The organism is Streptomyces botrytidirepellens (genome assembly GCF_003721215.1).
Taxonomy (GTDB): Bacteria; Actinomycetota; Actinomycetes; order Streptomycetales; family Streptomycetaceae; genus Streptomyces; species Streptomyces himastatinicus.
On sequence record NZ_RIBZ01000093.1, the window covers coordinates 26,357 to 49,930 of the forward strand.

At 70.1% G+C, this 23,574-nt stretch carries 22 protein-coding genes; 9 read left to right on the forward strand and 13 right to left on the reverse strand.

Annotated elements, in window-relative coordinates; genetic code table 11:
- Position 1: 1 nt before the first annotated feature.
- Entirely contained in the window at positions 2–3,172 is a 3,171-nt protein-coding gene (locus EEJ42_RS07060; protein WP_123099110.1) for an ATP-binding protein, read from the reverse strand.
- A gap of 439 nt (positions 3,173–3,611) precedes the next feature.
- Between EEJ42_RS07060 and EEJ42_RS07070 the strand changes: the two genes are divergently transcribed.
- Positions 3,612–3,890 carry a hypothetical protein gene (locus EEJ42_RS07070; protein ID WP_123099112.1) on the forward strand — a complete coding sequence of 93 codons (279 nt, stop codon included), beginning with the start codon at positions 3,612–3,614 and terminating at the stop codon, positions 3,888–3,890.
- A 21-nt stretch (positions 3,891–3,911) separates the two neighbouring features.
- On the opposite strand, the gene EEJ42_RS50685 is transcribed toward EEJ42_RS07070, so the two are convergent.
- Both EEJ42_RS50685 and EEJ42_RS07075 read right to left on the reverse strand, forming a co-directional pair.
- The gene (locus tag EEJ42_RS50685; RefSeq protein WP_184502978.1) at positions 3,912–4,058 is read right to left on the reverse strand and encodes an HGGxSTG domain-containing protein; all 147 of its coding nucleotides are present in this window, start codon (positions 4,056–4,058) and stop codon (positions 3,912–3,914) included.
- Positions 4,059–4,201: 143 nt separating this feature from the next.
- Positions 4,202–4,816, reverse strand: coding sequence for a dihydrofolate reductase family protein (locus tag EEJ42_RS07075; protein WP_123099113.1), 615 nt, complete (start codon positions 4,814–4,816; stop codon positions 4,202–4,204).
- A gap of 175 nt (positions 4,817–4,991) precedes the next feature.
- Between EEJ42_RS07075 and EEJ42_RS07080 the strand changes: the two genes are divergently transcribed.
- The gene (locus EEJ42_RS07080; protein ID WP_123099114.1) at positions 4,992–6,086 is read left to right on the forward strand and encodes a magnesium and cobalt transport protein CorA; all 1,095 of its coding nucleotides are present in this window, start codon (positions 4,992–4,994) and stop codon (positions 6,084–6,086) included.
- Between the two features lie 25 nt (positions 6,087–6,111).
- Here EEJ42_RS07080 and EEJ42_RS07085 read toward each other — a convergent pair whose 3' ends face one another.
- The gene (locus EEJ42_RS07085) at positions 6,112–6,795 is read right to left on the reverse strand and encodes a TetR/AcrR family transcriptional regulator (RefSeq protein ID WP_246096182.1); all 684 of its coding nucleotides are present in this window, start codon (positions 6,793–6,795) and stop codon (positions 6,112–6,114) included.
- 67 nt (positions 6,796–6,862) lie between these two features.
- On the opposite strand from EEJ42_RS07085, the gene EEJ42_RS07090 reads away from it, so the two are divergent.
- Positions 6,863–8,326: an MFS transporter gene (locus EEJ42_RS07090; protein ID WP_123099116.1), complete on the forward strand. Its 1,464-nt coding sequence runs from the start codon at positions 6,863–6,865 to the stop codon at positions 8,324–8,326.
- A gap of 11 nt (positions 8,327–8,337) precedes the next feature.
- Here the strand turns inward: EEJ42_RS07090 and EEJ42_RS07095 are convergent, their stop codons facing one another.
- The 5 genes from EEJ42_RS07095 to EEJ42_RS07115 form a co-directional block, all read right to left on the reverse strand.
- Positions 8,338–9,321 (reverse strand): cyclase family protein, encoded by a 984-nt coding sequence (locus tag EEJ42_RS07095; RefSeq protein ID WP_246096184.1) that lies wholly within the window; start codon positions 9,319–9,321, stop codon positions 8,338–8,340.
- A gap of 68 nt (positions 9,322–9,389) precedes the next feature.
- Complete coding sequence (locus EEJ42_RS07100) at positions 9,390–10,139, reverse strand: IclR family transcriptional regulator (protein ID WP_123099117.1); 750 nt, start codon at positions 10,137–10,139, stop codon at positions 9,390–9,392.
- A gap of 109 nt (positions 10,140–10,248) precedes the next feature.
- Positions 10,249–10,530, reverse strand: coding sequence for a hypothetical protein (locus EEJ42_RS07105; protein WP_123099118.1), 282 nt, complete (start codon positions 10,528–10,530; stop codon positions 10,249–10,251).
- Between the two features lie 33 nt (positions 10,531–10,563).
- The gene (locus tag EEJ42_RS07110) at positions 10,564–11,901 is read right to left on the reverse strand and encodes a TRAP transporter large permease subunit (RefSeq protein WP_123099119.1); all 1,338 of its coding nucleotides are present in this window, start codon (positions 11,899–11,901) and stop codon (positions 10,564–10,566) included.
- A complete protein-coding gene (locus EEJ42_RS07115; protein WP_123099120.1) occupies positions 11,898–13,448 on the reverse strand; it encodes an RraA family protein in 1,551 nt (516 codons plus the stop codon). Before EEJ42_RS07115 ends, EEJ42_RS07110 begins: the two co-directional genes overlap by 4 nt.
- 142 nt (positions 13,449–13,590) lie before the next feature.
- Between EEJ42_RS07115 and EEJ42_RS07120 the strand changes: the two genes are divergently transcribed.
- The 6 genes from EEJ42_RS07120 to EEJ42_RS07155 all read left to right on the forward strand — a co-directional run bounded on the left by EEJ42_RS07120 (position 13,591) and on the right by EEJ42_RS07155 (position 19,570).
- Positions 13,591–14,127, forward strand: coding sequence for an HAD domain-containing protein (locus tag EEJ42_RS07120; protein ID WP_123099121.1), 537 nt, complete (start codon positions 13,591–13,593; stop codon positions 14,125–14,127).
- 15 nt (positions 14,128–14,142) lie between these two features.
- On the forward strand, positions 14,143–14,469 hold the full coding sequence (locus tag EEJ42_RS07125) for an EamA family transporter (RefSeq protein WP_123099122.1): 327 nt from the start codon (positions 14,143–14,145) through the stop codon (positions 14,467–14,469).
- A gap of 65 nt (positions 14,470–14,534) precedes the next feature.
- Positions 14,535–15,260 carry a hypothetical protein gene (locus EEJ42_RS07130; protein WP_123099123.1) on the forward strand — a complete coding sequence of 242 codons (726 nt, stop codon included), beginning with the start codon at positions 14,535–14,537 and terminating at the stop codon, positions 15,258–15,260.
- Positions 15,261–15,330: 70 nt separating this feature from the next.
- Positions 15,331–16,581 (forward strand): helix-turn-helix domain-containing protein, encoded by a 1,251-nt coding sequence (locus EEJ42_RS07135; protein WP_123099124.1) that lies wholly within the window; start codon positions 15,331–15,333, stop codon positions 16,579–16,581.
- Between the two features lie 923 nt (positions 16,582–17,504).
- Entirely contained in the window at positions 17,505–19,100 is a 1,596-nt protein-coding gene (locus EEJ42_RS07150; protein WP_246096188.1) for a restriction endonuclease fold toxin-2 domain-containing protein, read from the forward strand.
- A gap of 14 nt (positions 19,101–19,114) precedes the next feature.
- Positions 19,115–19,570 carry a hypothetical protein gene (locus EEJ42_RS07155; RefSeq protein WP_148081875.1) on the forward strand — a complete coding sequence of 152 codons (456 nt, stop codon included), beginning with the start codon at positions 19,115–19,117 and terminating at the stop codon, positions 19,568–19,570.
- Between the two features lie 470 nt (positions 19,571–20,040).
- Here the strand turns inward: EEJ42_RS07155 and EEJ42_RS07160 are convergent, their stop codons facing one another.
- From EEJ42_RS07160 to drmB, 4 genes are all read right to left on the reverse strand, one after another.
- Positions 20,041–20,658, reverse strand: a complete 618-nt coding sequence (locus EEJ42_RS07160; protein WP_123099127.1) for a hypothetical protein — start codon at positions 20,656–20,658, stop codon at positions 20,041–20,043.
- On the reverse strand, positions 20,655–21,095 hold the full coding sequence (locus EEJ42_RS07165; RefSeq protein ID WP_123099128.1) for a hypothetical protein: 441 nt from the start codon (positions 21,093–21,095) through the stop codon (positions 20,655–20,657). The genes EEJ42_RS07160 and EEJ42_RS07165 overlap by 4 nt, the downstream gene beginning before the upstream one ends.
- Positions 21,092–21,274 (reverse strand): hypothetical protein, encoded by a 183-nt coding sequence (locus EEJ42_RS07170; protein ID WP_123099129.1) that lies wholly within the window; start codon positions 21,272–21,274, stop codon positions 21,092–21,094. The genes EEJ42_RS07165 and EEJ42_RS07170 overlap by 4 nt, the downstream gene beginning before the upstream one ends.
- Before the next feature lie 463 nt (positions 21,275–21,737).
- Positions 21,738–23,573 carry a DUF1998 domain-containing protein gene (drmB, locus tag EEJ42_RS07175; RefSeq protein WP_123099130.1) on the reverse strand — a complete coding sequence of 612 codons (1,836 nt, stop codon included), beginning with the start codon at positions 23,571–23,573 and terminating at the stop codon, positions 21,738–21,740.
- Between the last annotated feature and the right edge of the window lies 1 nt (position 23,574).

Genomic DNA, 23,574 nt, shown 5'->3' on the forward strand with positions numbered 1-23,574 from the left:
CTCAGGCGCGCTGCCTCAGCAGCGCGACCGCCGCGCCCGGGAGGTCGTCCCGGCCCAGGGCGGCGTACGTCGACATCGCGTCGTCGTACGCCGCCCTGTCGGCCGTCTGCGCCGCGTGTCGCGAACGGGGTGACGCCGTCGTCGGCTGGAAACTCCGTAGGCACCGGAAACGCTCGGCCAGCGCGATCAGCCGCACGCCCGTACCGGGCCGGCCCGCCGCGAGGTCGGCGTAGCCCAGGGCCAGCAGCACCACGCCGCAGACCGGGATGTCCACCGCCACGCCCCGGTCGAGCAGCGTCACGATCCGTTCCGCGAGCGTCGCCGCGGACCCGGACACCAGGTCGAGGCGGCCGTGCTGGGCGTGGGCCGCGATCGAGACGGCCTGGATCTCCAGTGGCCACGGCTCCAGCAGCGGATCGCCGTCGGTCTCCAGGGTGCTCGTGGCCCGCCGCCACAACGCCAGCCCCCGCTCCGTCTCGCCCCGCGCGAGCGCGATCTCCGCGCGTGCCCCGAGGTCGGGGGTGAGCAGGTCGACGGCCTCTTCCGGCCGGTGCAGCACCGCCTGTTCCAGCCAGTGTTCGGCCGCGTCGAGGTCGCCGGTCTGGAGGTTGGCCAGCACCATGCCCCAGCGCAGGCCCATCATGTCGTTCCAGTCGCCCAGTTCGTCCATGATCCGCATGGCCTCAGCCATGTGGACCAGCGCCTCCGCGCCCCGTTCGGCGTGCAGGCACAGCTCGCTCAGCCGGGAATGCCCCATGACGGACAGCCACGGCACGCGCCGTCCCTCGAACGCGGCGAGCATCCGCCGGGCGGCGGCCATGGCCCGCTCCGGCTCGTTCTCGCTCTCCCACAGGTAGCCCGCCACCCCCTCCGCGACCCCCGCCACCAGTGGCTCGTCGCTCGCGCACAGCCGCTCCAGGGCCGTACGGTCCGGACCCAGCACCTCCGGTATTCGGCTGAGCACCGTGGCCAGCGCGCCGATCAGGGTCTCGGGCGCGCCCGGGGGCAGTCGGCGCAGTACGGCGAGGAAGCGTGGCGCGCTCGTGCCCCCGCCGAGGAAGGCGTTGACCGCGACCAGGGTCGCGAGGGTGCGGACCGGCTCGACGCCGTCGGGCTCCGGCCGGTAGCGGGACAGCAGCGGGCCGGTGTCCTCGGCCAGCGCGAACAGCCGGGTGTAGTGGGCCTCGGTGGCCCACAGCGTGCCCAGGGCGGCCGCGGTCGCCACGACCGTCGGCATGTGGCGCGCGTCCAGCCCGATGCGCAGCGCCCGCACCAGGTTGTCCTGCTCGGCCCGTGTCCGTTGCCAGGCGGCGATGGCGTCCGGGCCGAAGGGCGCGTCGTGGTACGTCGTACCGAAGTACCGGGCCCAGCCGAGGAAACGCCCCGTGACCTGCTCGTCCTCGCCCGCCGCTGTGCGGTGCGCCGCGCTGAACTCCCGTACGGTCTCCAGCATCCGGAACCGGGCGCCCGCCGGGGTGTCCGTCACCTTCAGCAGCGACTGCCCGACGAGATCCTCCAGGATCTCCAGCGCGTCGTGCCCGACGAGGTGCTCCGCCGCGTCGGCCGTGAAACCGCCCGGGAACACGGACAGCGCCCGCAGGGCCGCCTGCCCGTCCGGTGCGAGCAGATTCCAGCTCCAGTCGACCACCGCGTGCAGCGTGCGGTGCCGCTGCGGCGCGTCCCGCGTCCCGCCCCGCAGCAGCGCGAACCGGTCCTCCAGCCGCCGGGCGATCTCCGCCACCGACAACACCCGCACCCGCGCCGCGGCCAGCTCCACGGCGAGCGGCAGCCCGTCGAGACGGCGGCACAGCGCGGCGACGACCTCGGCGGGCAGCCCGACGTCCGGCCGCGCGGCCCTGGCCCGCTGCTCGAACAGCTCGACCGTCGTCGAGGGGTCCAACTCCGGCAGCAGATAGACCGATTCGGCGGCGATACCCAGCGGCGTACGGCTCGTGGTGAGCACCCGCAGCTCCCGGGTCACCGCCACCAGCGCCCGCACCACCTCGGCGACTCCGCCCACCACCTGCTCGCAGTTGTCGAGCACCAGCAGCACCGGGCCCGCCCCGAGCGCCGCGACGAGCCCGCCCAGCACCTCGGCCGAGGGCGCGCCGCCCGCGCCCCCCGCCCCGGGTGCGAACCCGCCCCCCACCGCGGAGGCACCCACTGCGGAAACACCCACCGCGGAGGCACCCACCGCGGAGGCGATCTCGCCCGCCACGTCCTCGTCCCTCGTCACGCCCGCCAGCGGCACCAGATGCACCACCCGCTGCTCGGCCGCCCGCGCCACCGCGGCCGCCAGCCGGGTCTTGCCGAGGCCGCCGGGCCCGACGATCGACGTGACGCGCGAGGAACGCAGCAAGCCCGCCACGGCCGCGATGTCCCCGTCCCGGCCGAGCAGCGCGTTCGGCTCGTGCGGCACCCCGCGCCGCACCACGGGCGCCTCGCCCCGCAACAACTCCTCGTGCAGGGCCCGCAGTCCCGGCCCCGGGTCGGCGCCCAGCTCGTCGCGCAGCCGCCGCCGGTAGCGCTCGTACGTGGCCAGGGCCGCGGCCGTGCCCGCGGTCGCCGCCTCGCAACGCACCAGCTCGAGCCACAGCTCCTCGTCCCTCGGGAACTCCCGCACCAGCTCCGCCAACGGCCCGGCCGCCGCCTCCCGGTCGCCGGTCCGGGCCAGACCCAGCGCCCGGCCCCGTACCAGTGCCCGGTGCGCCGCCGCCCGCTCGGCCCGTAGCGCCGCGACGGGATCGCCGAGCACCGCGTCCGCGTCCCTTCCGCCGTCGCCGCCGCCGTCCCAGAGGGCGAGCCCTTCCTCCGCCTCGGCGAGCGCCCCGGCATGGTCCCCGGCCCGCGCCTTCTCCGCGCAGGCGGCGGCGTGCAGCAGAACGGCCGAGGCGTCCACGCGCTCCTCACCGAGCCCCAGCCGATACCCGCTGGGCGTGCTCACCACTACCTCGGCCCCGAGCCGCGACCGCAGCCGTGAGACCAGGATCTGCACCGCCTTGACGGGGTTCTCCGGCTGCCCGTCCGGCCACAACCCGTCGACCAGCCGCCCGGTGCTGCACCCGGTGCGCAGGTCGGAGGCGAGCAGCGCGAGCAGCCCCCGGAGCCGCGGGGCGGTGATTTCCTCCCCGCGATACGAAACCGTCGACAGGACGGTCAGCTCGATGGTCACCCGCGCAGATTAGCGAGCGGTGCGCGGACGTTGCGGCTGTCCGGTCGATCGTGCGGGAGAAGAGCTCCGGCCCGCCCTGTCGATCCCGTGGTTCCCCCGCCCGAGCGGTTAGCGTGCGATCCGGTCGTCAGACGCCCGTCGGTCCGCCGGGCCGCACCGGAATGGAGCGCGCCAGACCACGTCGTCCTCGATCCGGAACGCGATCCGGAACGCGATCCGGGCCGCCCTCCTGCTGCTCGCGGCGCTGGCCATCGCGGTCGTCGGAGGCGTCACGGAGGTCGGTGCCACGTCGCCACCCGGGAACCCCGCCCCCCGCAGCCCCTTCCTCGCCGAGGTCGCCGAACAGATCGCCCTGCCGAAGCGGACCTGGACGGCGTGGGGCACCCATACCGCCACGGGCTATACGACCGAGGCGGCGCGGACCGTCGACGTCGAGGGCATGAAGGCCGACTGCGAGAACATCAACCTCAACAAGAAGCTGGCCGCCGATTTCCGCAGCGATGTGTTCGGCCCCGGCGTGAAGGGGTTCTTCCACCGGTGCGAGCGGGTTGCCTGGGACACCAACACGTACTGGTTCACCATCAGCTCCGCCGATCGATCCCAGATCGACGAACTCTGCGACCCGGACACCGAGTACCCGATCGTCTACGACGAGCAGCACAACACCTACTGGCTCGACGAGCCCTTCACCTGCACCAGGCGCGCCGCCCCCGCGTAACGAGGGGTCCACGGTCCTCGGTCAGCTCCTCCGCTTGCCCTTCCTCTTCTGCGGCTTGCTCCAGTCACCCCGGTGCAGCTGGCAGCGGGAGTAGCCGACCATCGCGGGGTTCTGGCACGGCCTCCCGGTCGCCGTCTTGGTCGATCCGCACTTCACCTGCTTGCCCATACGGTCGTTCCCCCCTTGCCCGGTTGATGCCGTCTCGGGTGAAGCGTCACCGGGCAGGGGCACGGTCCACACGGACCAGGGACACATGCGGCCGAATCCGGGCCATCCGAGGCCGGATCCATGGCATGGACCGCTGCCGGCTGCTACGCGTCGCCCTGCGGCAGGTGCGCCTTGGCGTCGTCGTACGTGGCGTCGCCGGGCGCCTCGGCCAGGGCGTAGACCAGGTGCAGCACGCCGGTGCTGAAGGTCTTGGAGGACAGCAGCCGCAGCGGAATCGTGGTCTCGCCCTCGTCGAACAGCCGCATGCCCTTGCGCACGGCGATCGGGTGCACCAGCAGGTGCAGCTCGTCCAGCAGCCCGTGCGCCAGCAGCTGCCGTACGACCGACACGGAGCCGCTCATCGCGATGTCCTTGCCCGGTTCTTCCTTCAGCGCGGTGACGGCGTCGACCACGTCGCCCTTGAGCTGCTCGGTGTTCCGCCAGGTGAACGTGAGCTCCTGGCGCGACACGACGATCTTGCGGGCATCGCCGAGCTTCTTCGCGAAGTCGGCGTCCTCACCCCCGGCCGCCTCCCGCTCCGGCCATGCCCCGGCGAAGCTGTCGTAGGTCTTGCGGCCCAGGAGGAGCGTGTCGGTCACGCTGAAGGTCGCGTCGACGGCGGCGCCCATCTCGTCGTTGAAGTAGGGGAAGTGCCACTGGTCGGGGGCTTCCACGACCCCGTCGAGCGAGATGAACAGGCTGGCAATGATCTTCCTCATGATGCCCCTCCACGAGTGGTGCGGATGACCCTTCCTCCTCTCGGACCGCGGTCACCGCACAAACTCATCGGCGGGGCCGGGGTGAAAAAGGAGCCGGGTCGTACGCTGTGGGCGCAGTCGGTGCGCATCCCCCGACGGGGTAGGCGTCGGCCGTAGCTCAGCCGAAGGAGTTCCCATGTCGATGGTCGGCAACCTCCGGAAAGTGGCGCGCCTGGCCCGGCGGCGCCGCCGCGTCGATCTCAACCACCCGGCCCGCTCGCCGCTCGGTACGTCGGTGGTGAACTGCGTGGCGTACGTCGACGGGAAGCGCCAGCCCGGCGACTGCCCGGTCGAGGAGGCGATCGCGCGGGTGCGCCGGGCGGGGCGCGGCTTCGTGTGGATCGGGCTGCACGAACCCACCGAGCAGGAGCTCTCCGGGATCGCGGAGCTGTTCGCGCTCCACCCGCTGGCGGTCGAGGACGCGGTCCACGCCCATCAGCGGCCGAAGCTGGAGACCTACGGCGACACGCTGTTCACCGTCTTCAAGACGGTCCGGTACGTCGATCACGACGAGCTGACCACGACGAGTGAGGTCGTGGACACCGGCGAGGTCATGGCCTTCACCGGTCCCGATTTCGTCATCACCGTACGGCACGGCCGCCACGGATCGCTCGGCCCGCTGCGGGAGGAGCTGGAGGCCGAGCCGGACCAGCTGGCCAAGGGCCCGTCCGCGGTGCTGCACGCCATCGCCGACCACGTGGTCGAGGACTACCTCGCGGTCGCCGACGCGGTGCAGGACGACATCGAGCTGGTCGAGACGGAGGTCTTCGCCCGCGAGCCCGCGGTCCGGGCCGACCCGGGCCGGATCTACCAGCTCAAGCGGGAGCTGCTGGAGCTGAAGCGCGCGGTGGCGCCCCTGGACCGCCCGATGGAACGGCTCTCCGCCCAGCGCCTCCCCGCGGTCGACGCCGACATCCAGACGTACTTCCGGGACGTCGCCGACCACCTGGCCCGGGTCACCGACCAGGTCGCGGCCTTCGACGACCTGCTGAACTCCATACTCCAGGCCCATCTCGCCCAGGTGACCGTCGCCCAGAACGAGGACATGCGCAAGATCACGGCCTGGGCGGCGATCATCGCCGTGCCCACTATGGTGTGCGGCGTCTACGGCATGAACTTCGACCACATGCCCGAGCTGCGCTGGCGCTTCGGCTACCCGTTGGTGATCGTCGTCATCGCCACCGCCTGTTTCGCCATGCACCGGGGCTTCCGCCGCAACGGCTGGCTGTGACCGTAACCGCGGGCTTCGCCGCTGGTCAGCCGTCGTGGCGCTGCCGGTAGTGCTCGCGCCAGCGCGGTGTCGCCGCGCCGTCGAGGACGGTCATCACCACGTCGTGGGCCAGCCGGTCGTCGATCGGCATGTGGCCGAACAGCACCCGGTGGTAGGTGGTGGCGGCCAGCAGGTCGAGCAGCAGGTCGAGGTCGGCGTCCGCGCGGAGGTCCCCGCGTTCGATCCCGCGGAGCAGCGCCGCCCTGGTGGTGGCGCGCCGGGGGTGGAAGATCGTGTCGGCGAAGACCCGGTCCAGTTCGGGGTCCCCGGCCAGGTCCGCGATCAGCGCGGGCAGCGTCCGGCGGCCGAAGGTGCCCCCGAAGGCCTGGCCGATGGTCTCGATGCCGAGGATCAGGTCGCAGTGGGTGCACCCCGTGTCGGGGGTGGGGGCGGTGCCCATGATCTCGCCGAGGGCCGTGATGACCAGCAGTTGCCGTGACGCCCAGCGGCGCCGGATGGCGGGTTTGGTGGTCCCGGCCCGGGCGGCGACGCCCTCCAGGGTGAGGCCGGGGTAACCGACCTCGGCGAGCAGTTCCCGGGTGGCGCTCAGGATCGCGGTGTCGAGCCGTGCGTCGCGTGGCCGCCCTGCCGCCCTGGCCTCGGTGCGCGCCTCGGGCCTGGCCTCGGTGCGGGCCTCGGCGCGGGCGGGGGTGTTCCCGGGGTTTGCCATGGCGGCCAGTATAGGTAGCATGCATTTTCGTTCCGTTCCGTAACGTAACGAAATTGGAGGGGTCCCCATGTCACCACGGCGGGAACTGGCCGACGAAGGATCCGCCGACGCCCCGGCGCCGCCCGACCCCACGGCGGAACCCCCGGGCCGGGCCGTGGGGCAGGGCGTCTTCCAGGCCCCGTACGCGGCCATGACCTGGGGAATCGTCCTCTCGGTCGGCCTGGTGGCCTTCGAGTCGATGGGCGTGGCCACCGTGCTCCCGAAGATCGCCGGTGCGTTGGGCGGCCTCGACGCCTACGGCTGGGGCTTCTCCGCGCTGATGCTCGCCAACGTGATCGGCACGGTCGCCGCCGGACGCTCCGCCGACCGCCGCGGCCCGGCCCGGCCGCTCGGCATCGGCCTGGTCGTCTTCGCGGCGGGCTGCGCCCTGGCCGGGGCCGCGCCGAACTGGCCGGTCTTCCTCGCCGGGCGCTTCGTCCAGGGCCTCGGCGTCGGCGCCGTGATGGCCCTGGCGTACACCGTCATCGGCCTGCACTACCCGGAACACCTCAGGGCCCGGATGTTCGCGCTGGTCTCCGGCGCCTGGACCGTCCCCTCGCTCGCCGGACCGGCCGTCGCCGGACTCATCGCCGAACACGTCCACTGGCGCGGCGTATTCATCCTCCTCCTGCCGCTGATCCTGCTCGCCTGGGCCATGGCGGTGCCCCCGCTGGCACGCCGCGGACACCCGAACCCGCCCGCCGCCGACGCGTCGCGCGACGCCTGGTGGCGCGGCCCGGTGGCGCGCGGAATCCTGGTCAGCGCGGGCACCGCGGTGCTGCTCGGCGGCCTCCAGTTCACGAAGCTCGCCCTCCTGCTGCCGCTCGCGCTGCTCGGCAGCGTGGCCGCGGTGCTGGGCCTGCGCACCGTACTGCCGACCGGTACGTTGCGCGGCCGTCGCGGCGTACCGACCGGAGTGCTGGTCCGCTTCCTGCTGTGCGGCGCCTACTTCGGCAGCGAGGCCTTCCTGCCCCTCGGCCTCACCGAGCTGCGCGGCCTGAGCACCACCGAGGCCGGTCTCGGCCTGTCCGCCGGGGCCCTCGCCTGGGTGCTCGGCGCGGCCTGGCAGGGCCGGGCGGACGACCGCTGGAGCGGGCGCTCCCGAGCGCTGCCGATCGCCGTCGGCTGCGCGATCCTGGCCGCGGGTGTCGCCGTCATCGCCGCCGGAATCCTGATCGACTCGGTCCCGGCCCTGGTCGCCGTGGTCGGCTGGGCGGTCGGCGGCGTCGGCATGGGCATCGCGTTCAACGCCGCCACCACCGACGCCATGGAGCAGGCCCCCGCCGACCGGCAGGGCGAGGCCAGCGGCGCGCTGCAACTCGCCCAGACCCTGGCCACCGCCGTCCTCACCGGCCTCGGCGGCGCGGCCATCGCCCTGGCCCACGCCCACGACACGGCCACCGCCACCGCCCTGACGGCCACCTTCGCCCTCACCACGGCCCTGGCCGTCCTCGGCGTGGCGATCGCCCACCGCATCAGGCCACGGGCCTGAGGTTCCCCGGGTTAGCGAAGAGCGGTGGCGTTGGCGGGGGAGCCGACGCCACCGGTGAGGTTCAGGGGCTTGACGGTCAGGAGGCTGGTCCAGCGGCCCGTGGCCCGGCAGTCGGCGGCCAGGTCGGCCAGGTTCCACAACTCGCCCAGGGGAAGGCCGAGTTTGGCTATCAGCTCCTGATGCATCATGCCGTTGTCCTCGGGCGCGCTCTCGTGGAAGTCGCTCCCGGGAGCCACGGGCAGGACCTCGACGGCGAAGGTGTCCGTGGCCAGCAGCGCGATGCGGTGGTCCCAGCACCAGGCGGCGACGTCCCGGGACTGGACGAATCCGGTGGCGCGCCGCGCGTCGCGGACCGCGGCCCGTTCGCCGGGTTCGGCGGTGAGGTACCAGTGGGCCCAGCCGGTGTGGACGAGGATCAGATCGCCGGGTTCGACACGGCAGCCCTGGGCGTCGAGCGCCGCGTCGAGCAGATCGGGGCCGAGGGCGGGACCGGCCGCGTGGTCGAGCGGTGTGCCGCGGCCGCGGAGGAGGCCGTCGAGGTCGAGGAGGAGCGCGCGGCCGACGAGCGGGGTCTCGGCCCACACCTGCACGCCGAGGCGCGGGCTTCGCGGTGCGATCTCGTGATCGGGTACGGCGTTGTAGAAGCCGTGCCCGGACGCGCGGCGGTGGCGCAGGCCGTCGACCTGGGTGCTCGCCTGGAGGAAGAAGGCGTCCAGCACGTCGTCGCGGGCCTGGTCGTGTTTGGCGGTGATGCGGTGGCGGGGAATGCCGCGGGCCCGGGACATGGGCGGGTCGAAGGCGTCGAGGGCGTAGTCGAGGTTGAAGGCACGGCCGTCCCGGACCTCGTGGGCCGCCCGCCGGACCTGCTCGGGGCCCGCGAAGTTGGCCATGCCGCGTTCGGGCTGGTCGGGGAAGAGGTGCCAACTGGAACCGGGCGGGGCGTCGGTGCGCCGCAGCAACGCGTCGTAGGTGAGGGACGGCAAGGAGTGGGACAAGGGGAGAGGCGCTTTCTGTGCAAGCCGTTCAAGCCGCGTTCCAGCCGCGTTCCAGCCGTTCAGGCTGTTCAGGGGCAGCGGGCGGCGATGGCACCGGCCGCCCGGCGTACCTCGGTGACGACGCGCGGGTGGTCGGCGGTGGGCAGATCACTGCTGGGGGCGGCGACGCTGAGCGCGCCGAGGACCTGTTCACCGCGGTGGATGGCGGCGCTGACGGCGGTGACGTCCAGCACGCGTTCGCTCAGGGAGACGGCGTGGCCGTCCTCCTTGGCGCGCCGGAGCTCGTCGCGCAGGTCGTCGGCGCTGACGCGTTCGCCGGAGATCCGGGTGAAGGGGGTGACGCTGTCGACATAGGCGTCGCGTTCCTCCTCGGGCAGCCAGGCGGCCAGGGATTTCCCGGCACCCAGGTGCAGGGGGAGCTTCTCGCCGATGGGCAGTTGGTAACGGAGCGGATTGAGGCCCTCGACGCGGGCGATCGGCACCCTTGTGAGGCCGACGCGTACGTACAGGGTGGACGTCATGCCGGTGGTGGCGGCCAGTTCCTGGAGTACGGGCAGGGCGACCTGGCTGAGCCGGTTGTTGACCAGGAAGGCGTGGGCGGTGGCCACGGACGCCGGTCCCGCGACATAGCCGGGCTCCTCCTTGACGGCGTAACCGCGGTCGACGAGGACGTTCAGGATGCGCTGGGCGGTGGCCACGTGGAGCTCGGAGCGGCGCGCGATCTCGCTCAGACGCAGCGGGTGGCGGGCGTCCTCCAGGACGGACAGCACGTCGAAGGCTCGGTCGACCGAGCGCATCGGAGAGGCGGGGGTGGCCATGGGGTGGCTCCTGGGTGGTCTGCTCGGCTGCGGAATTTCCTGATAAGTGTTATCAGCATGCGAGCAGCGGCGTGGTGCGCACAAGATCCACCCAGAGCGGGACGTCGTCCTATTCCGGCTGCGCCGCGGTTTCCGCGGGCCGCGCCACGGGCGTGGACTCCGCGACCGGTTCCGGGTCCCCGGGGCGGGCGTACGACAGGACGTAGGCGAGCAGGCCGGTGATAGCGGCGGTGATGAACGTCGGGGGCCCGGCGGTGGCGGCGACATCGCTCACCCAGGAGGCGTCGCCGAGAACCACTCCCAGCGTCTGGCCCGTGACGATGCAGAGGCCGCCGAGCAGGAAGCCGAGGACGCCGAGGCGGAAGAGGATTTTGATCAGGTGGGTGGGCATGGCACGACCTCGTATGGCTGGTGCGAAGGGGGATCAGACGGGCAGTACGCCGGTGGCCACCGCGGCGCCGATCAGCAGGATCGGCAGACAGTAGTAGCCGACGAGGGGAGCGAAGGTGCGGGCCGGGTTGACACCGGCGATGCCGCTGGCCACGTAGATCGGGGCTCCCGAGGGCGGCGAGGCACCCTCGGTGGAGGCGAAGATCAGGACGGCGACGCAGGCGGTGGCGGCCGGTACTCCGGCCTCCGCCAGGGACGAGACGGCGACCGGGCCGATGGCGGCCATGGTGGCGCTGGCGGTGAGCGGGATGGCCACGGCGACGACGATCACCCCCACGATCAGGGTCATGGCCCACTTCGGTGCGTGCAGCTGCGTCAGCACGTCGGTGAGTTGCTGCGGCAGGCCCAGCTCGCCGAGGACGTTCGAGGCGGAGAACGCGGCCACGATCGTGACGCCGATGACGCCGAACTGCGGTGCCGCCCCTTCCAGCAGTTGCCACCACCCGCGGGCGGCGCGGGGCAGCTGGCGGCGGCCCAGGAACAGCACGATCCCGATGAGCAGGACCGGTATCCAGGTGATCAGGCTGATCGCGTCCGACATCTTCGTACCGACGTACGCGCCCAACTCGCCACCGGTCGGCCCGCGGGTCAGCAGCAAGGGAACGATCATCCCGGTGAACAGGAACAGGCTCGTCCACCCCGCGCCCAGGCTGACCCGGAGCGGCAGCAGATCGGCACGGTCCATGGGCTGGATCTTGTGGCGGCGGACCATCCAGAACGCCGCCAGCAGGCGGTAGCCCAGACACCACAGCCCGCCCATGAACAGCGGCAACACGATGTCGTCCTGGGAGACCAGCGCCGCCACTCCGGCCGAGCCCATCAGGATGAACATGGTGGAGCTGAACGGGAAGGTGACACCCATGCCCGCGCCGCCGGCGGCGACGGTGGCGGCGAGTTCACCGCTGACCTTGGAGCGCTTCATCCACGGGATGGTCACCGAACCGACGGCGGCGGTGACGGCCGCTCCCACGTGGGCGATGGCGCCGAAGATGCCCGCGGCGACGGTCGAGGTGTACACCGGGCCGCCGCGCAGCCGCCCGAGGAGCGAGTTGAGGATGTTCAGCAACTGGTCCAGGACCGGCGTACGGCTCAGCAGGTAGCTCATGAACACGAACGCCAGGGCGGCGAACGTGACCTCCTCCTGCATCGCCTCGGCGAACCCGTCCCACATGACGTGGCCGATGTCGCCGCCCGCGAACAGGCCGGTCACCAGGAAGCCGACGAGGAGGGCTTCGCCGATGTTCCTCTTCAGCACGGCGTTCCAGACGATGATGGCCGCCATGTAGCAGACCAGGGCCCATATCGCGATCATGCTGCTTCTCCTGCCGGTCCGTCGGTGGCCGGTGTGCCGGTGGCCGGTGTGGCCGTGGCGGGTGTGCGTGTGGCCGGTGCGGCCGTGGTGGGTGTGCCGGTGGCTGATGCCGCCGCGGACCGCCCGGCCGCTTGGGCTCGCCCTGCTTCTTCGGCTCGTCCGGCCTCTTCGGCTCGTCCGGACCGCCCGGCCCGGATGCTGTTGCGGCGGCGCGCCTCGTCGGCCTCGATCGCACGCGCCGCGACCAGGGTCGACTCTGCCTCCTCGGCGGGGAGGACGGCGACCCCGTCGCCGTCCGCGACGACCAGGTCACCCGGCCTGCACACCGCGCCCCCCACGGCGACGGCGACGTTCACCCTGCCGGGGCCGTCCTTGTAGGGCCCGGCAGGCGTGACCGCGCGCGCCCAGACCGGGAAGCCGATCTCCTCGAGGACCTCCACGTCGCGGGCGGCGCCGTCGAGCACCATCCCGACCACTCCGCGGGCCAGGGCGCGCTCGGCGATCAGCTCGCCGATCAGGGCACGCCGGGTGTCGCCCTGCCCGTCGACCACGATCAGATCACCGGGTCCGGCGATCCGCAGCGCCTCGTGGATGGCCTGATTGTCCCCGGCCCGCGTCAGCACCGTCACCGCCCGGCCCACCGCGCGGGCACCGGTCCACAGCGGGCCGATGCCGGAGTCGAGCAGCCCCAGCCGGTCGCGCGCGTCGCCGATGTTGGCGGTCGGCAGCCCCTCGTAGGCCGCCAGCAGCTCCTCGGTCACGAGCGGTGCGGCGCGCAGTCCGTCCGGGCGGGCGGCGAGGGCGTGCAGCCTGCTGATGTCGTGCGCCAACGCCGCGTCCAGGCCGAGCTCCGCCAACAGCCCGGCCGCGGCGGCCACCTCACCGGCCCGCCGCAGCCCGTGCTTGAACGTTCCTGCATAGAGCCGTTCCACCGTGGACTCGCCGTCGGCCAGCTCCTGCGCGATCTGCTCGCGTACCCACCGCTCGTCCCCGGCGGCCCGGCCCGCCTCCACGGTCTGCACGATGACCGCGCCCAGCCCCTTCATGAAGAGGCTGCGCAGCAGCTTGCGGGCCGACGCCGCCCCCGGCTCCCCACCCAGGTCCTCCACCGGCGCCCCCAGCGCCCCGAAGTGCTCCGCCACCGCCGAGGCCCCGCGCCCGCTGGCCACCAGAGCCGTACGGTGGCGGTACTTGGGCACCGAACCGATCACGGACACGTCCGCGAAGACCGCCCGCCCGCCCTCGGTGACGATGCCGTCGATCTTCTGCTTGAGATCCGGCGCCCCGGCGTTCATGTCCGCGAAGACGACACCGCCCCGCAGATGCGGCGCGGCCTCCGCCGCCACCCCCGCAGCAGCCGCGGCCCCCGTCAGCCCCAGCACAAGATCGGCCCCAGCGACGGCCTCCGCCACGCTGTCCGCCCGGCTGACACCGGCCGGCGTCGGTACGTCGCCGGGGTCATACCCCACGACGGACCAGCCGTTTTCCGCGAACCCAGTGGCGTACAGCGCCCCGGCCTCGCCCAGCCCAAGGATCCCTACCCGCATCGACACCCTCGCTTTTCTCGTACAGTGATAACTTTTCTCACGTGAGGTGGGGAGGATCGTGCCCACGCCTGAACCCCACGTCAAGGGGTGAGACGGCACGGGCTGGGACGGCTGCGACGGCGCACAGGGCTAGGGTTCGGCTGTGACCGGCTCAGCGGAGCGCCCCGTGCTCTTCCTCGATGTCGACGGACCGCTCATCCCGTTTGGGCCGCCTGGACCGCCGCCCAGGCGGCCGCAACGGGCCCACGCTGTCCGCCCCGAAGGGCCCTCCGTCCCGGAGAACCCACTGCTGGAGCGCCTCGACCCAACTGTCGGGCCGCGCCTGATGGCGCTGGGGTGCGAAGTGGTGTGGGCCTCGACCTGGATGGACGATGCGAACGAGGCAGTCGCTCCACGGATCGGGCTGCCGCGGTTGCCTGTGGTCAGGTGGCCAGTGGTGCCCACCGACGAGAGCCCGCGCGGCTTGCACTGGAAGACTCGCCACATTGTCGCGTGGGCCGGCCACCGCTCGTTCATCTGGATCGATGACGAGATCAGCGCCATGGACCGCCTCTGGGTCTCGGCGCAGCACGAAGGGCAGTCCCTGCTTCACCGAGTTGACCCAGGCGAAGGCCTTACCGACGACGATTTCGCCGAGTTGGCCCGCTGGCTCCGCCGTGGCGTGCCCCACCACCGCTGAGCGCCTCGCTCGGGGCTGCACGGTGGGACCTACGTCTACTCCTGGGCGGCCCACCGGCTGATCAACCGCGGGATCGCCTCCCGCGCGGCGATGGGCACGATCTTCGGCCTCGGCGGGCTACTGCTCGTCCCCGTCCTCCCGACCACCGGCACCCCGCTCACCAACTCCTGGCCGGACGCGGCCGTCGGCGCCTACATGGCGCTGGTCCCCATGTTCATCGGCTACGTCCTGTTCGGCTGGGGCCTGGCGCACGTCCCCGCCACTCGGGGCGCCGGCGCTGCGAGCCCAAGGGGCGAACTCGCGAGGGGTGCCTCTCGGCTGAACGTCGGTGAACGGTGGTGACTGAGACGGCGCGGCCGAACCGCGAGCCCCGAGGCGGTGTCTGCTCCTCGTGCCATCATCCTCGCGTGCTGAAGATCCCCGGATACGAAGACGGCCCTCTGGTCCAGGGCAGTGCTCACCTGGACGATCCGTTGTTCTGGCCCGTGCACCTCGGCACCTCCTTGCGCGGTGAGGACGCGCAGCGAGCCGCGTTTGGTGCTGACTGGGACGCGGCCATGGAGCTGTATCGCGTGCTGTCCGCCGAGCGCGAGTGGCCGGTGTTCAGCGTGCCTCTGCGCTCCGGCCACACCATCCACGTCGTCTACCGCAACATCGAAGGCGACCGCGGGGTGGACTACCTGATACATCACCCGGAGTGGTCCGCAGCGGAAACCCTTGCCGCGGATGACGGTCACTTCATGGGGCCTGGCATGGCCTGGCCGGAGTTGCTGTCCGCTGCTCGACAGTCGGATACAGATGGCGGTGGCGACACCGACGCCCGTCTTTTGCTCCTCTTCCCGACACTTGGCGACGCGCGGTTTCCCGACGGGGCAGCCGTTGCCCTCACCACCGCGCTCGCCGCCCTCACCGTGATCGAGGAGCCCGCCGAAGTGGCGAGGATGCTCCTTGAGAACCACGGCCAATGGGCTCCTGCTCACTGGAGGCTGGCAGACGGCGTCTGGATCAACGACGGTGGGCACTCGTACCGAAACCCTCGCAACGCCTTCGCTCTGCCTGAGGGCCGCATCATGGAGATCAGTAACGCTCTGAATGGCGGGGAGACGAAGGGCCTTCATCAGGCTCAGGAGTGAACGGCCTCACATGACAGCGGCCTTGCCCCATACCCTGGCGGTGACGAGCTGGACAGAGAGGGGCAAGGCCATGCCATCTGATGTCACTCCGGACCCGATGGACCACCCGTTGGTCTTCGGCCAGCGCATGCAGGTCCTCCGTACACGTCGAGGCATGAGCCGTACCGTCCTCGCCGGTCTGCTCGGTAAGTCCCCGAGCTGGGTGAAGCAGGTGGAGAACGGCACGCTCCACACTCCGGGGCTGCCCATGATCTTGCGCGTCGCCGAGGTGTTGCGCGTGCGCAACCTCGGTGAACTCACGGGCGATCAGACCATGCCCGTCGACCTCTTCATCGGCCCCGGCCACGCCAAGCTGCCGGCCGTACGAGACGCGATCGACACGTTCCCCTTCGCCACCGACCGCGAGGCGCCTTCGGCCGCGCACCTGAGTGCTCGCCTCGCGAGTGCCTGGGCCGCGCGCCATTCCGCACCCAACCACCGCGAGGTGATTGGCGGTCTCCTGCCGGGCCTCATCCGGGATGCGCAGCTCGCCGTCCGTCAGGCCGACCGTGCTCCCGAGCGGCGAGCGGCCCAGGCTGTGCTTGCCGAGGTCTACGGCCTGAGCCAGTTCTTCATCGCCTATCAGCCCGACTCCGCCCTCCTGTGGCGCGCGGCCGAGCGCGGCATGGTTGCCGCACAGGAGAGCGAGGACCCGCACGCAATCGGTGTTGCCGCCTGGCTCACAGCCCAGGCCCACCGCGACAGCGGGCCCGCCCGTTTCGATGCGGCCGACGCGGTCACCCTCAAGACGCTGCGCTACCTGGCTCCGCTGCTGCCGGACGCGTCGGACGACGTACGCGCCATCGCCGGTGCCTTGCAGTTCGAGGCCGGATACACCGCGGCCCGCCGCGGGGACACCAGCACCGCCTGGCGCTACTGGGACACCGCCCGCAAGATGGCCAAGCGGCTGCCCGCCGACTACTTCCACCCGGCGACGTCGTTCTCCCGGGCTGTCATGGGCGCGCACGCGGTCACGGTCGCCGTCGAACTGCACGCTGGCGGGGAGTCCGTACGGCAGGCCGCGAAGGCGGACGCCAGGACGATTCCGTCGCGGCCGCGGCGAGCCCGGCACCGGATCGAGGAGGCCAGGGGCTACCAGTTGGACGGGCAGCCGGAGGCCGCGCTGGCGACGCTGGACAAGGCGTACGAAGCTGCGCCGGAGACGATCCGCTACAACGGCTACGCCCGCCGCATCGTCCTGGAAGAGACCGAGTCGAAGTCTCAGGTGCATCGCCGTCGCGCCGCCGAACTCGCCGTGAAGATCGGGGTATTGGCCGCCTGAACGTTCGAGGGGCAGAAATCCTGCCCCTACCCCGCTCCCTGCGCTCTTACGGTCGGTCATCACCTGCTCACCGCTGACGCCGGGAGACCGCGTGCAGACGCAACCGAGAACACCCAGTCCATGGACGCCGCCGCGCGGCAGCGACGTCGAGATGGTCAAGGTCGGCCCGTACTGGGACGTCTTGCGAGCTCCCGCTGAGATCGGTGAACGGGTGCTGGAGTTACGCGGCGACGCGTCCGGGGCCGTGATCGCCGACTACGGCTTGATGTACTGGCTCATCCCGGCGGGCCATGCCCAGCACTGGCGGGATTCGCCGCAGGTCCAGGTGCTCGGTGCGCACGGCGCCGAGGTGACGTACGTCGGCGTGCCGCCCGTCGACTGGAGGGAAGGCCCGCGCCTGCACTGGCGCGTCCCGGTGGGCCCGGACCAGTACCTCACCGACACGAACCGCCTCCGCGAAGCCCTGGGGAGGCGATTGCCGCTGAGCCCGCCGAGGGGACGACGGCCCAGTGAGCGTCCAGGTCTGCGCCCGTTGCCAAACGACCACCAGGCAGCCGGTCGTCGTCGCGCTCGCGTACGGCGCGAGCGCGGGCGGCGGCACGGTCTACGCCTGCCCCGACTGCGCGCCCACTTTCCCGAAGCAGCGAGACCCGTTCGCCGGCAGCCTCCACGCCTGCCACGGCCGAGTGGAGCGCGTTGCAGACCGGCCGGACACATAGACCGGGCGGGCCGCATCCGGTTCCGTACTCGACGGCGCCTGGCGTTGCTGGCTTTGGACCAGAGCGGTCTCACGCGAAGCCATCGCGACCTGTATCGCGCATTCTTGGTGCGGTAGAACTGATGCTTCGGGCTGATGCGGGCGCGGTTGCGAGGAGTTGGTACGTGTGGGGATGCCGCCTGGCCTCAAGGTGATAGCTGACGGGATGATCAAGGCATCCATGGGGATGGTCACGACGGTGATGCCGGGGGCCCGGGACACCACGATAGCCCTCTACCACGAATTGGACCGGCAGCACGGTATGGCCGGGGATGACGAGGCGGGCCGCGCCTTCGCCAAGGTCTACAAGTCGGCGGCGTCCACCACCCTCGACAATATGGGCTTCAGCGCCTATGTAATGGGTGAGACTGGCAAGGGGCTGATGCGCAACGCGCGCGAGTTCATGGCCAACGAGAGCCATATCGCTTCACAGCTTCTTGGTAAGCAAGTGGACCTGACTACCGGGATGGGCGATTCCGGCGAAGACTGCACCGAGAGCTTCCTCGGGCTCGGGCAGGAACTCCCTGAGGTCGTGGGCGACACGGCCTGGTACGACCAGTACGCCCCTGGCGGTGGGAGCGACCGCTTCCGCGGCTCTCCTGAAAAACTGCGAGATGTGGCCGGGTCCTGGCGCCAGGCGGGGAAGCTGATGTTGCGGTTCCTCGAAGATGCCCAAGCCTACGCACACACAGCAGACCATGCTCATTCTGGCGAAGCGGCTGACTCCTTCCGACGCTACTTCCGAGGATTCGTCGGCTTCTCCGCTCCTCCGGAGCGAGCTCAACAGGACGAGACTTTGGTCGCCAATTTGGCGGCTGCATGCGCTCAGCTCGCCAAGGCTTGCGACCGCTATGCCAACCACGTGGAGGCCGCGAAGGAGAAGATCGCTCTCGATGATATGGACCCGTTCCATGTCGAAATGCCCTGGGATCAGCCCATGTTCGGCGGAAACGGCAACGACGGTGGCCTCCTCAACGCTGTCCTGGAAGACCCCTACATCCATGGCCTCGGAAACGTCGCCCACGCAATCGATGCATCGGAAAGCCGTGTCAAACTGCCCGGCGGATCCGACTCCCCGCCGGGCCTGCCCGGGCTGCCTCTGCTTCCGGTACCCCGGCCGGTGCCGGTGCCCCTCGTCCTGGCGTCCTACCCCGGGCAGGCTCCGGCGATCATGCCGATGGGGAACAAGGTCGATCCCGGCATCCCCAGTCGAGATCCGGTTCCACCAGAGCCCGGGAGCACCCGCACTCTCACTCCGGCAGAACAGCAGCAGTTCCGCACCTGGCTCAACACACTGAACACTGGTGGGTTCGCGGGAGGTGGGGGGCCTAGCAATCCGGACAATGCCTATCAGCTGCGCGTGTCTGGCTATCCCGAACGCGAGGTCCCTCTGCCTGGTCGGCCCAAGGGGCTCATGGTTGACGGGATACGCCCGTCAGATGGTTATCTGGTCGAGGCGAAACACGTGCAGGACCCCGACTGCAAGAAGCGAAGTTTCCGATCTCTCGAACGCGTCAATGACACACTCGCCAAGCCCGTCAAGGTTGACAACCAAGGCAGGCCCAAATTCGATCCCGTCATCGACAGCATGTATGGCAACGATGAAAGGGAACTAGTCCGGTACAAGAGTGCCATGGCCAACCCGGCGAACTCGGAAATTCGGGGTCTTGAGATCGCGACGAACGGGAAGGATAATGTCGCTTACTGGCAGTCCATGATGGCAATGAATGATGTCAAAGGTTCCGCACGCTACGTGCCCTGAAGTAGAGGAAGCAAGTGTCAGTCAAGCACAACATTCGATCCAACTTTTCCTTTGCTCCGCCCGAGGACAATGAGTCGGCATGGCGGAGCAGCCTTGATACGTTCGAGGAAGCTTTGGCGCGGGCGTTTCCCGGAGCCATCACAGAGACACGGACCTCCGCTCTGCGGGGCGACACCGTCCTGGACTTTGACGTCGAGCTCGCTCCTGATGTCTGGGTGAGCGGCACCGCAGCCATGCCCGCTCCCGATTACGCCAGCATCGGCCTCATCGACGTCACCGCCGACGAATCGGCCGTATTCGCCCAGTGGCTCCGCGACACCTACCTACCCTCACGGAATTGCGTGCGGTTCCTGAGCAGTTTCGTCATGGAGAATGGAGACGAAACGCCGTGGCAGCTTCCCTCCAATGGGGACGCGCAGGATCTCGCGCTAGTGATGCACCGTCATATCGCGACAGCGCAGGCTGAGTAGCCAAATACGCTGATTAACGACTCAGTTTGACCACGCGTCGAGCCGACGCGACTATCCGATCCCGCCTCGAAATCGGCATCTCCCGGTACAGCGGGCGCACCTTCATCACCCACGTACGCAAGGCATGGTCGCTCAACGACAGTCCCAGCAGCGACTATCGCCCGGCGGTGCAGCTCCGCGACCACCAGGCGCGCGGTCGGGCCCTTGGCAGAGTCGACCGCGTCCGGCACCGCGAGCCCAAGTCCCGTGTCGAAGAAGGCCAGGTCGTCCCGGTCTGGGCGTTCGAGGTAGGTGGTCGCCAGGACCTACCGGTGGTGTGGGCCAAGAATGGCAGAGGCCCTACACGATTCGTCGGATTGGCGACCAGGTAAAGGCCACCTCGTCGGTGCGCCCCGCTGCATCAGCCGCTTGGCATCATGGCCCCGAACCAGCGGTAGAACCGTCAGTTCCGGGCCATGCTGAGTGGAAGCTCAGGCCGCCGCGGCGCGTGCGCCGACCGTCGTCTGCTTGGCGGGGACCTGGCGGAGCAGGTGCAACACTTCGTCGTAGACGCCGTCCGGATCGTCCGTCTTCAGGACCAGCACGGCCACCAGGCCGAGGACGTGGTCGATCTTGCCACCGGAGTCCTTCTTCGCCTGCTCGATCCGCTCCAGGTTGCGGGCCACCTTCGGCCGGGCGGCGGCGAAGGCAGCGGGCAGCCTGCTGAGTGCGTCAGTCAGGTCCCAGCCCTCGGGGACGAAGTACGTCGCCTGCGTCGGATCCTGGTCAAGCACTCTCACCGTGGGTTCCGTGATCCGCGGCTCAGTGGTGATCTCTACGTCCAGGAGGAGTTTCGAGGCAGCGCGGTACAAGGCTGTCAGGTCCGGGTCGTGACCTTCGAGAATCACTTCCGTGATGGTGATGCCCTCGGAGGAGAGGATCACGCGGGCGAGTACGGCTGCCGTGTGGAGGGAGGCCCGTTCGGAGTCGTAGGTAGCGATGAAGCGGTCCCCATCACGGCACAGCATGATGGCCTTCGCCTGCTGGGCACCCCCTTGGCGTAAGTGGAGCGACACGGTGAAGAGGCGCTCACGGGTCAGAATCGTCATGCCGAACCCTTCACTCGATGCCAGTTCCGGCCGAGTGCGTCACGGTGGTGGCCGCCGTGGCCATGCTGCTGGGTGCCCGGCAGGCGGTCGCGCCAGGTGTCGTCGGTGTCCGGCTGGCCATCCGTCCGATCGCCGGTCAGCGGGTCACGGCCTGGGCGTCGCTCCAGACACTCGGACCCGATAAGGCTGGTGAGTGCAGTACGCAGGGCGCTGGGCTCGACGTTGGTACGTCGACCGGCGATCTCCGCCATGTGCTCGGGGACGAGTTCCAGGACCACCTGGAGCGCAGTTTGCGGGTCGTCAGCCTGTCGGCAGATGTCGGCCAGCTCCTTGGCCATCTTCGCGATGACCAGTTTCCCGACGGGAGTGACCTGGCCGTTCTCGACGACAAGGGTGTCCGAGGGAAGCGCGTCGAGGTCGATGTCGGTTGTGGTCATGCGATCGCCTCGCACTCGGCCTCATCCGATGCGTGTTCGTTCACGGAACGGATCACGAACTCCTGGAGAAGCATGCAAGCGAGCTTGAGCTCCGAGCCGCCATTGCGCCTGACGAGCTTGGACAAGCCGATCCCGGCCTCGACCAACGGGGTCGTTACGCCGCAGTACGAATCGGTCATGGGGCGGAGCTGCTGCCAGGAGACGGGGGCTGGCTCGGGGTCGGGGACTGCGGGGGTGGTGGAGATTCGTGAGGGGTTTCCCCCAACACGCTTTCCAAGGGTGTTTGTGCCGCGCAGGGTTCTGTTCGGTGGCGTTCGCCAGCGTCCATGCGTGGACGTTGTCCCGGAGTTCGCCCCGCCCGCGTCCTCATCCGGACGGGGTTGGACAGAGGTGAATGAGACCAGAAGTGACCACCACCGAGAGGACGAGTTGGGTTGCGAGGTGTGCCGAAGAGTCGGCTGTTCCGATTTTGGTAGGGGCACTGACCTGGCCAACGGCCGAGCTGCGGCCGTTCGGATCGAGCCACCGTCCCGTCTTCAGGGCAACTGGCGATCGGACCGGAAACGGAGAGACATCCTCGTCACCGCGGCGAAGACACTCGTCGAGCGCTAGCGCAGAGCCGCTGCCACGTGTATGGACGACTCAAGCGAAATAGCCGGGGAAGTCTTCGTCAGGCGTCCCGACGAGATGGGCACGGTCGAGGAACGTGTTGTTCATTTCACAACTGGTCTCGGGTAGTAGGAGGCAGGCGTGGCAGGCGGCTAGGTTGAGCCCGCCGACCCCGTTGACATCGACCTCCATACACAAGGGGTCGGAGGAGCACCAGGAGGCGCGTTCCAAGGCAGCTGACAGGCTTCTCGACACTTCCGCGATCTCTCCTCGCGCGATGATGCCGCCCAGGCTGCCCGCCGAGTCGCTGGTCGCGGTGTAGAGGAGGACGCCACACATCTCGTCGCTGGCGTAGAGCCGTTCCCGTAGAGACGCTGCGGGATAGCCGCAGTCCAGACTCCACTCGTTGATCAGCACGTGGGCCAGCGTGTGCAGAAGGACGAAGCGTGACGTCAGCGGCGAGCGGGGACTCTCCCAATCCTGTTCCCGGAGCAGGTCCTCGTGCGCGACTCGCATGCGTTCGGTTCGGTCGGAGCCGGCGCGGAGCACAGCCGACTCCCATTGTTGGAGTCGCTCCTGGTCCATGGTGAGGAAGACGCCTTCGCCGACGACATCGATCGCCGGGAGCCAGCCGAGGTCCGGGCTCTTGCTCAGGCGGCTGATGCGATCACGGTCGGCCTTCGAGCCTTGCGGGGGACGGATGCGAGTGAAGCCGGTGAGGGCTCGGACCTCGCGGAGGCGCTTGACCAACATGACGCGGTCGATGCCTGGGAGGTCAGACGAATCCTCCTCGGGGGGCTCGCAGACGAAGTGCTTGTTCTCAGGCGTGTCCTCGATGACCCTGCAGAGCTGTTCGTACTCCTCCTGCCGGAGTGGCTCGCCGGCGGCGAAACGGATCTGATTCTCGTCGTCCTCTGCGGGTTCGAGGTGGGCTGCGTTCTCAAGGGTGCGGACCGTGCGCAGCACCTGGGAGGGGGAGTGTCCGCCGGGCGCGAGCCAGCCTTCGTCCTCTGCGAACTCCATGATGCGCTCGTCGCTCTTGTTGACGAGGTGCCTGCGGTGCGCGTCGACGAGTTCCATCAGCTCCGTGTGCCACGGAGGGATGGACAAGGCGGACCGCAGGTCGGCGAACCAGGCTGCCGAGGAACCACGCTGGAGAGTCCGTGGAGGACGGTTGCATTTGCTTTCTGTCGCCTCACGGCCCAGCCACGGGCGGGTGCCGCGGCAGCGAAGGCCCAGGGAGCGGAGAGCCATCTTGCCGAAAGCACCTTCCATCGATGCTTTCTGCCCGCAGCTACAGTTGATGACGATGCTGCGGAGACTGGCGGTGCGACCGTCGGTCTCCAGTGTCATCTCCGCAGTGGCTCGCGAGCATGCAGTGGGGCTACCGCCTTTGCGCTTCGGATCGGCATGGACCCAGTCCCAGTAGGGGAACTCGTCGAGGTGCCCGTCTTCACAGGCCACCATGAAGCGCGAGGGCACGAGTAGGGCCGAGCACTGGACGCAACGGTTCTTGTCTGGTCCCACGCTGAGGTCGCGGAACGCCTTGAGTGCCTTGCACTCGGGGCACGAGTACGTGGCAGGGAAACGGCGCACGCGCACGCCACGTCCGGTGGCCACGCGGGCTGCGGGCGGGCGCCGGAAGCCGTTGACGTGCAGCATCGGTTCCAAGCGCTGGTCTCGTAGATCGGGCTCGCCGGTGACGTCCCAGGTGTCCAGACCGCTGACGATGTAGGACTGATCGGCGACGGCGAGTAGGCCACCCACGCCGTACGTCGTGATCTGTTGGGCACGCCGGATCGAGCCGATGGAGGGGCGCTTGCGATCGTCGCCGGCCGCCGCGGTGCCGGGGTTGGTTCTGCGAGGCATA

Coding starts and splice junctions, on each gene's coding strand:
- EEJ42_RS07075 (WP_123099113.1), bottom strand. CDS start 4,816: ATGAGGAAGATCATTGCCAGCCTGTTCATCTCGCTCGACGGGGTCGTG.
- EEJ42_RS07165 (WP_123099128.1), bottom strand. CDS start 21,095: ATGACCACAACCGACATCGACCTCGACGCGCTTCCCTCGGACACCCTT.
- drmB (WP_123099130.1), bottom strand. CDS start 23,573: ATGCCTCGCAGAACCAACCCCGGCACCGCGGCGGCCGGCGACGATCGC.
- EEJ42_RS07110 (WP_123099119.1), bottom strand. CDS start 11,901: ATGATCGCGATATGGGCCCTGGTCTGCTACATGGCGGCCATCATCGTC.
- EEJ42_RS07115 (WP_123099120.1), bottom strand. CDS start 13,448: ATGCGGGTAGGGATCCTTGGGCTGGGCGAGGCCGGGGCGCTGTACGCC.
- EEJ42_RS07100 (WP_123099117.1), bottom strand. CDS start 10,139: ATGGCCACCCCCGCCTCTCCGATGCGCTCGGTCGACCGAGCCTTCGAC.
- EEJ42_RS50685 (WP_184502978.1), bottom strand. CDS start 4,058: ATGGGCAAGCAGGTGAAGTGCGGATCGACCAAGACGGCGACCGGGAGG.
- EEJ42_RS07105 (WP_123099118.1), bottom strand. CDS start 10,530: ATGCCCACCCACCTGATCAAAATCCTCTTCCGCCTCGGCGTCCTCGGC.
- EEJ42_RS07090 (WP_123099116.1), top strand. CDS start 6,863: ATGTCACCACGGCGGGAACTGGCCGACGAAGGATCCGCCGACGCCCCG.
- EEJ42_RS07070 (WP_123099112.1), top strand. CDS start 3,612: ATGAAGGCCGACTGCGAGAACATCAACCTCAACAAGAAGCTGGCCGCC.
- EEJ42_RS07080 (WP_123099114.1), top strand. CDS start 4,992: ATGTCGATGGTCGGCAACCTCCGGAAAGTGGCGCGCCTGGCCCGGCGG.
- EEJ42_RS07170 (WP_123099129.1), bottom strand. CDS start 21,274: ATGACCGATTCGTACTGCGGCGTAACGACCCCGTTGGTCGAGGCCGGG.
- EEJ42_RS07135 (WP_123099124.1), top strand. CDS start 15,331: ATGCCATCTGATGTCACTCCGGACCCGATGGACCACCCGTTGGTCTTC.
- EEJ42_RS07160 (WP_123099127.1), bottom strand. CDS start 20,658: ATGACGATTCTGACCCGTGAGCGCCTCTTCACCGTGTCGCTCCACTTA.
- EEJ42_RS07085 (WP_246096182.1), bottom strand. CDS start 6,795: ATGGCAAACCCCGGGAACACCCCCGCCCGCGCCGAGGCCCGCACCGAG.
- EEJ42_RS07150 (WP_246096188.1), top strand. CDS start 17,505: ATGATCAAGGCATCCATGGGGATGGTCACGACGGTGATGCCGGGGGCC.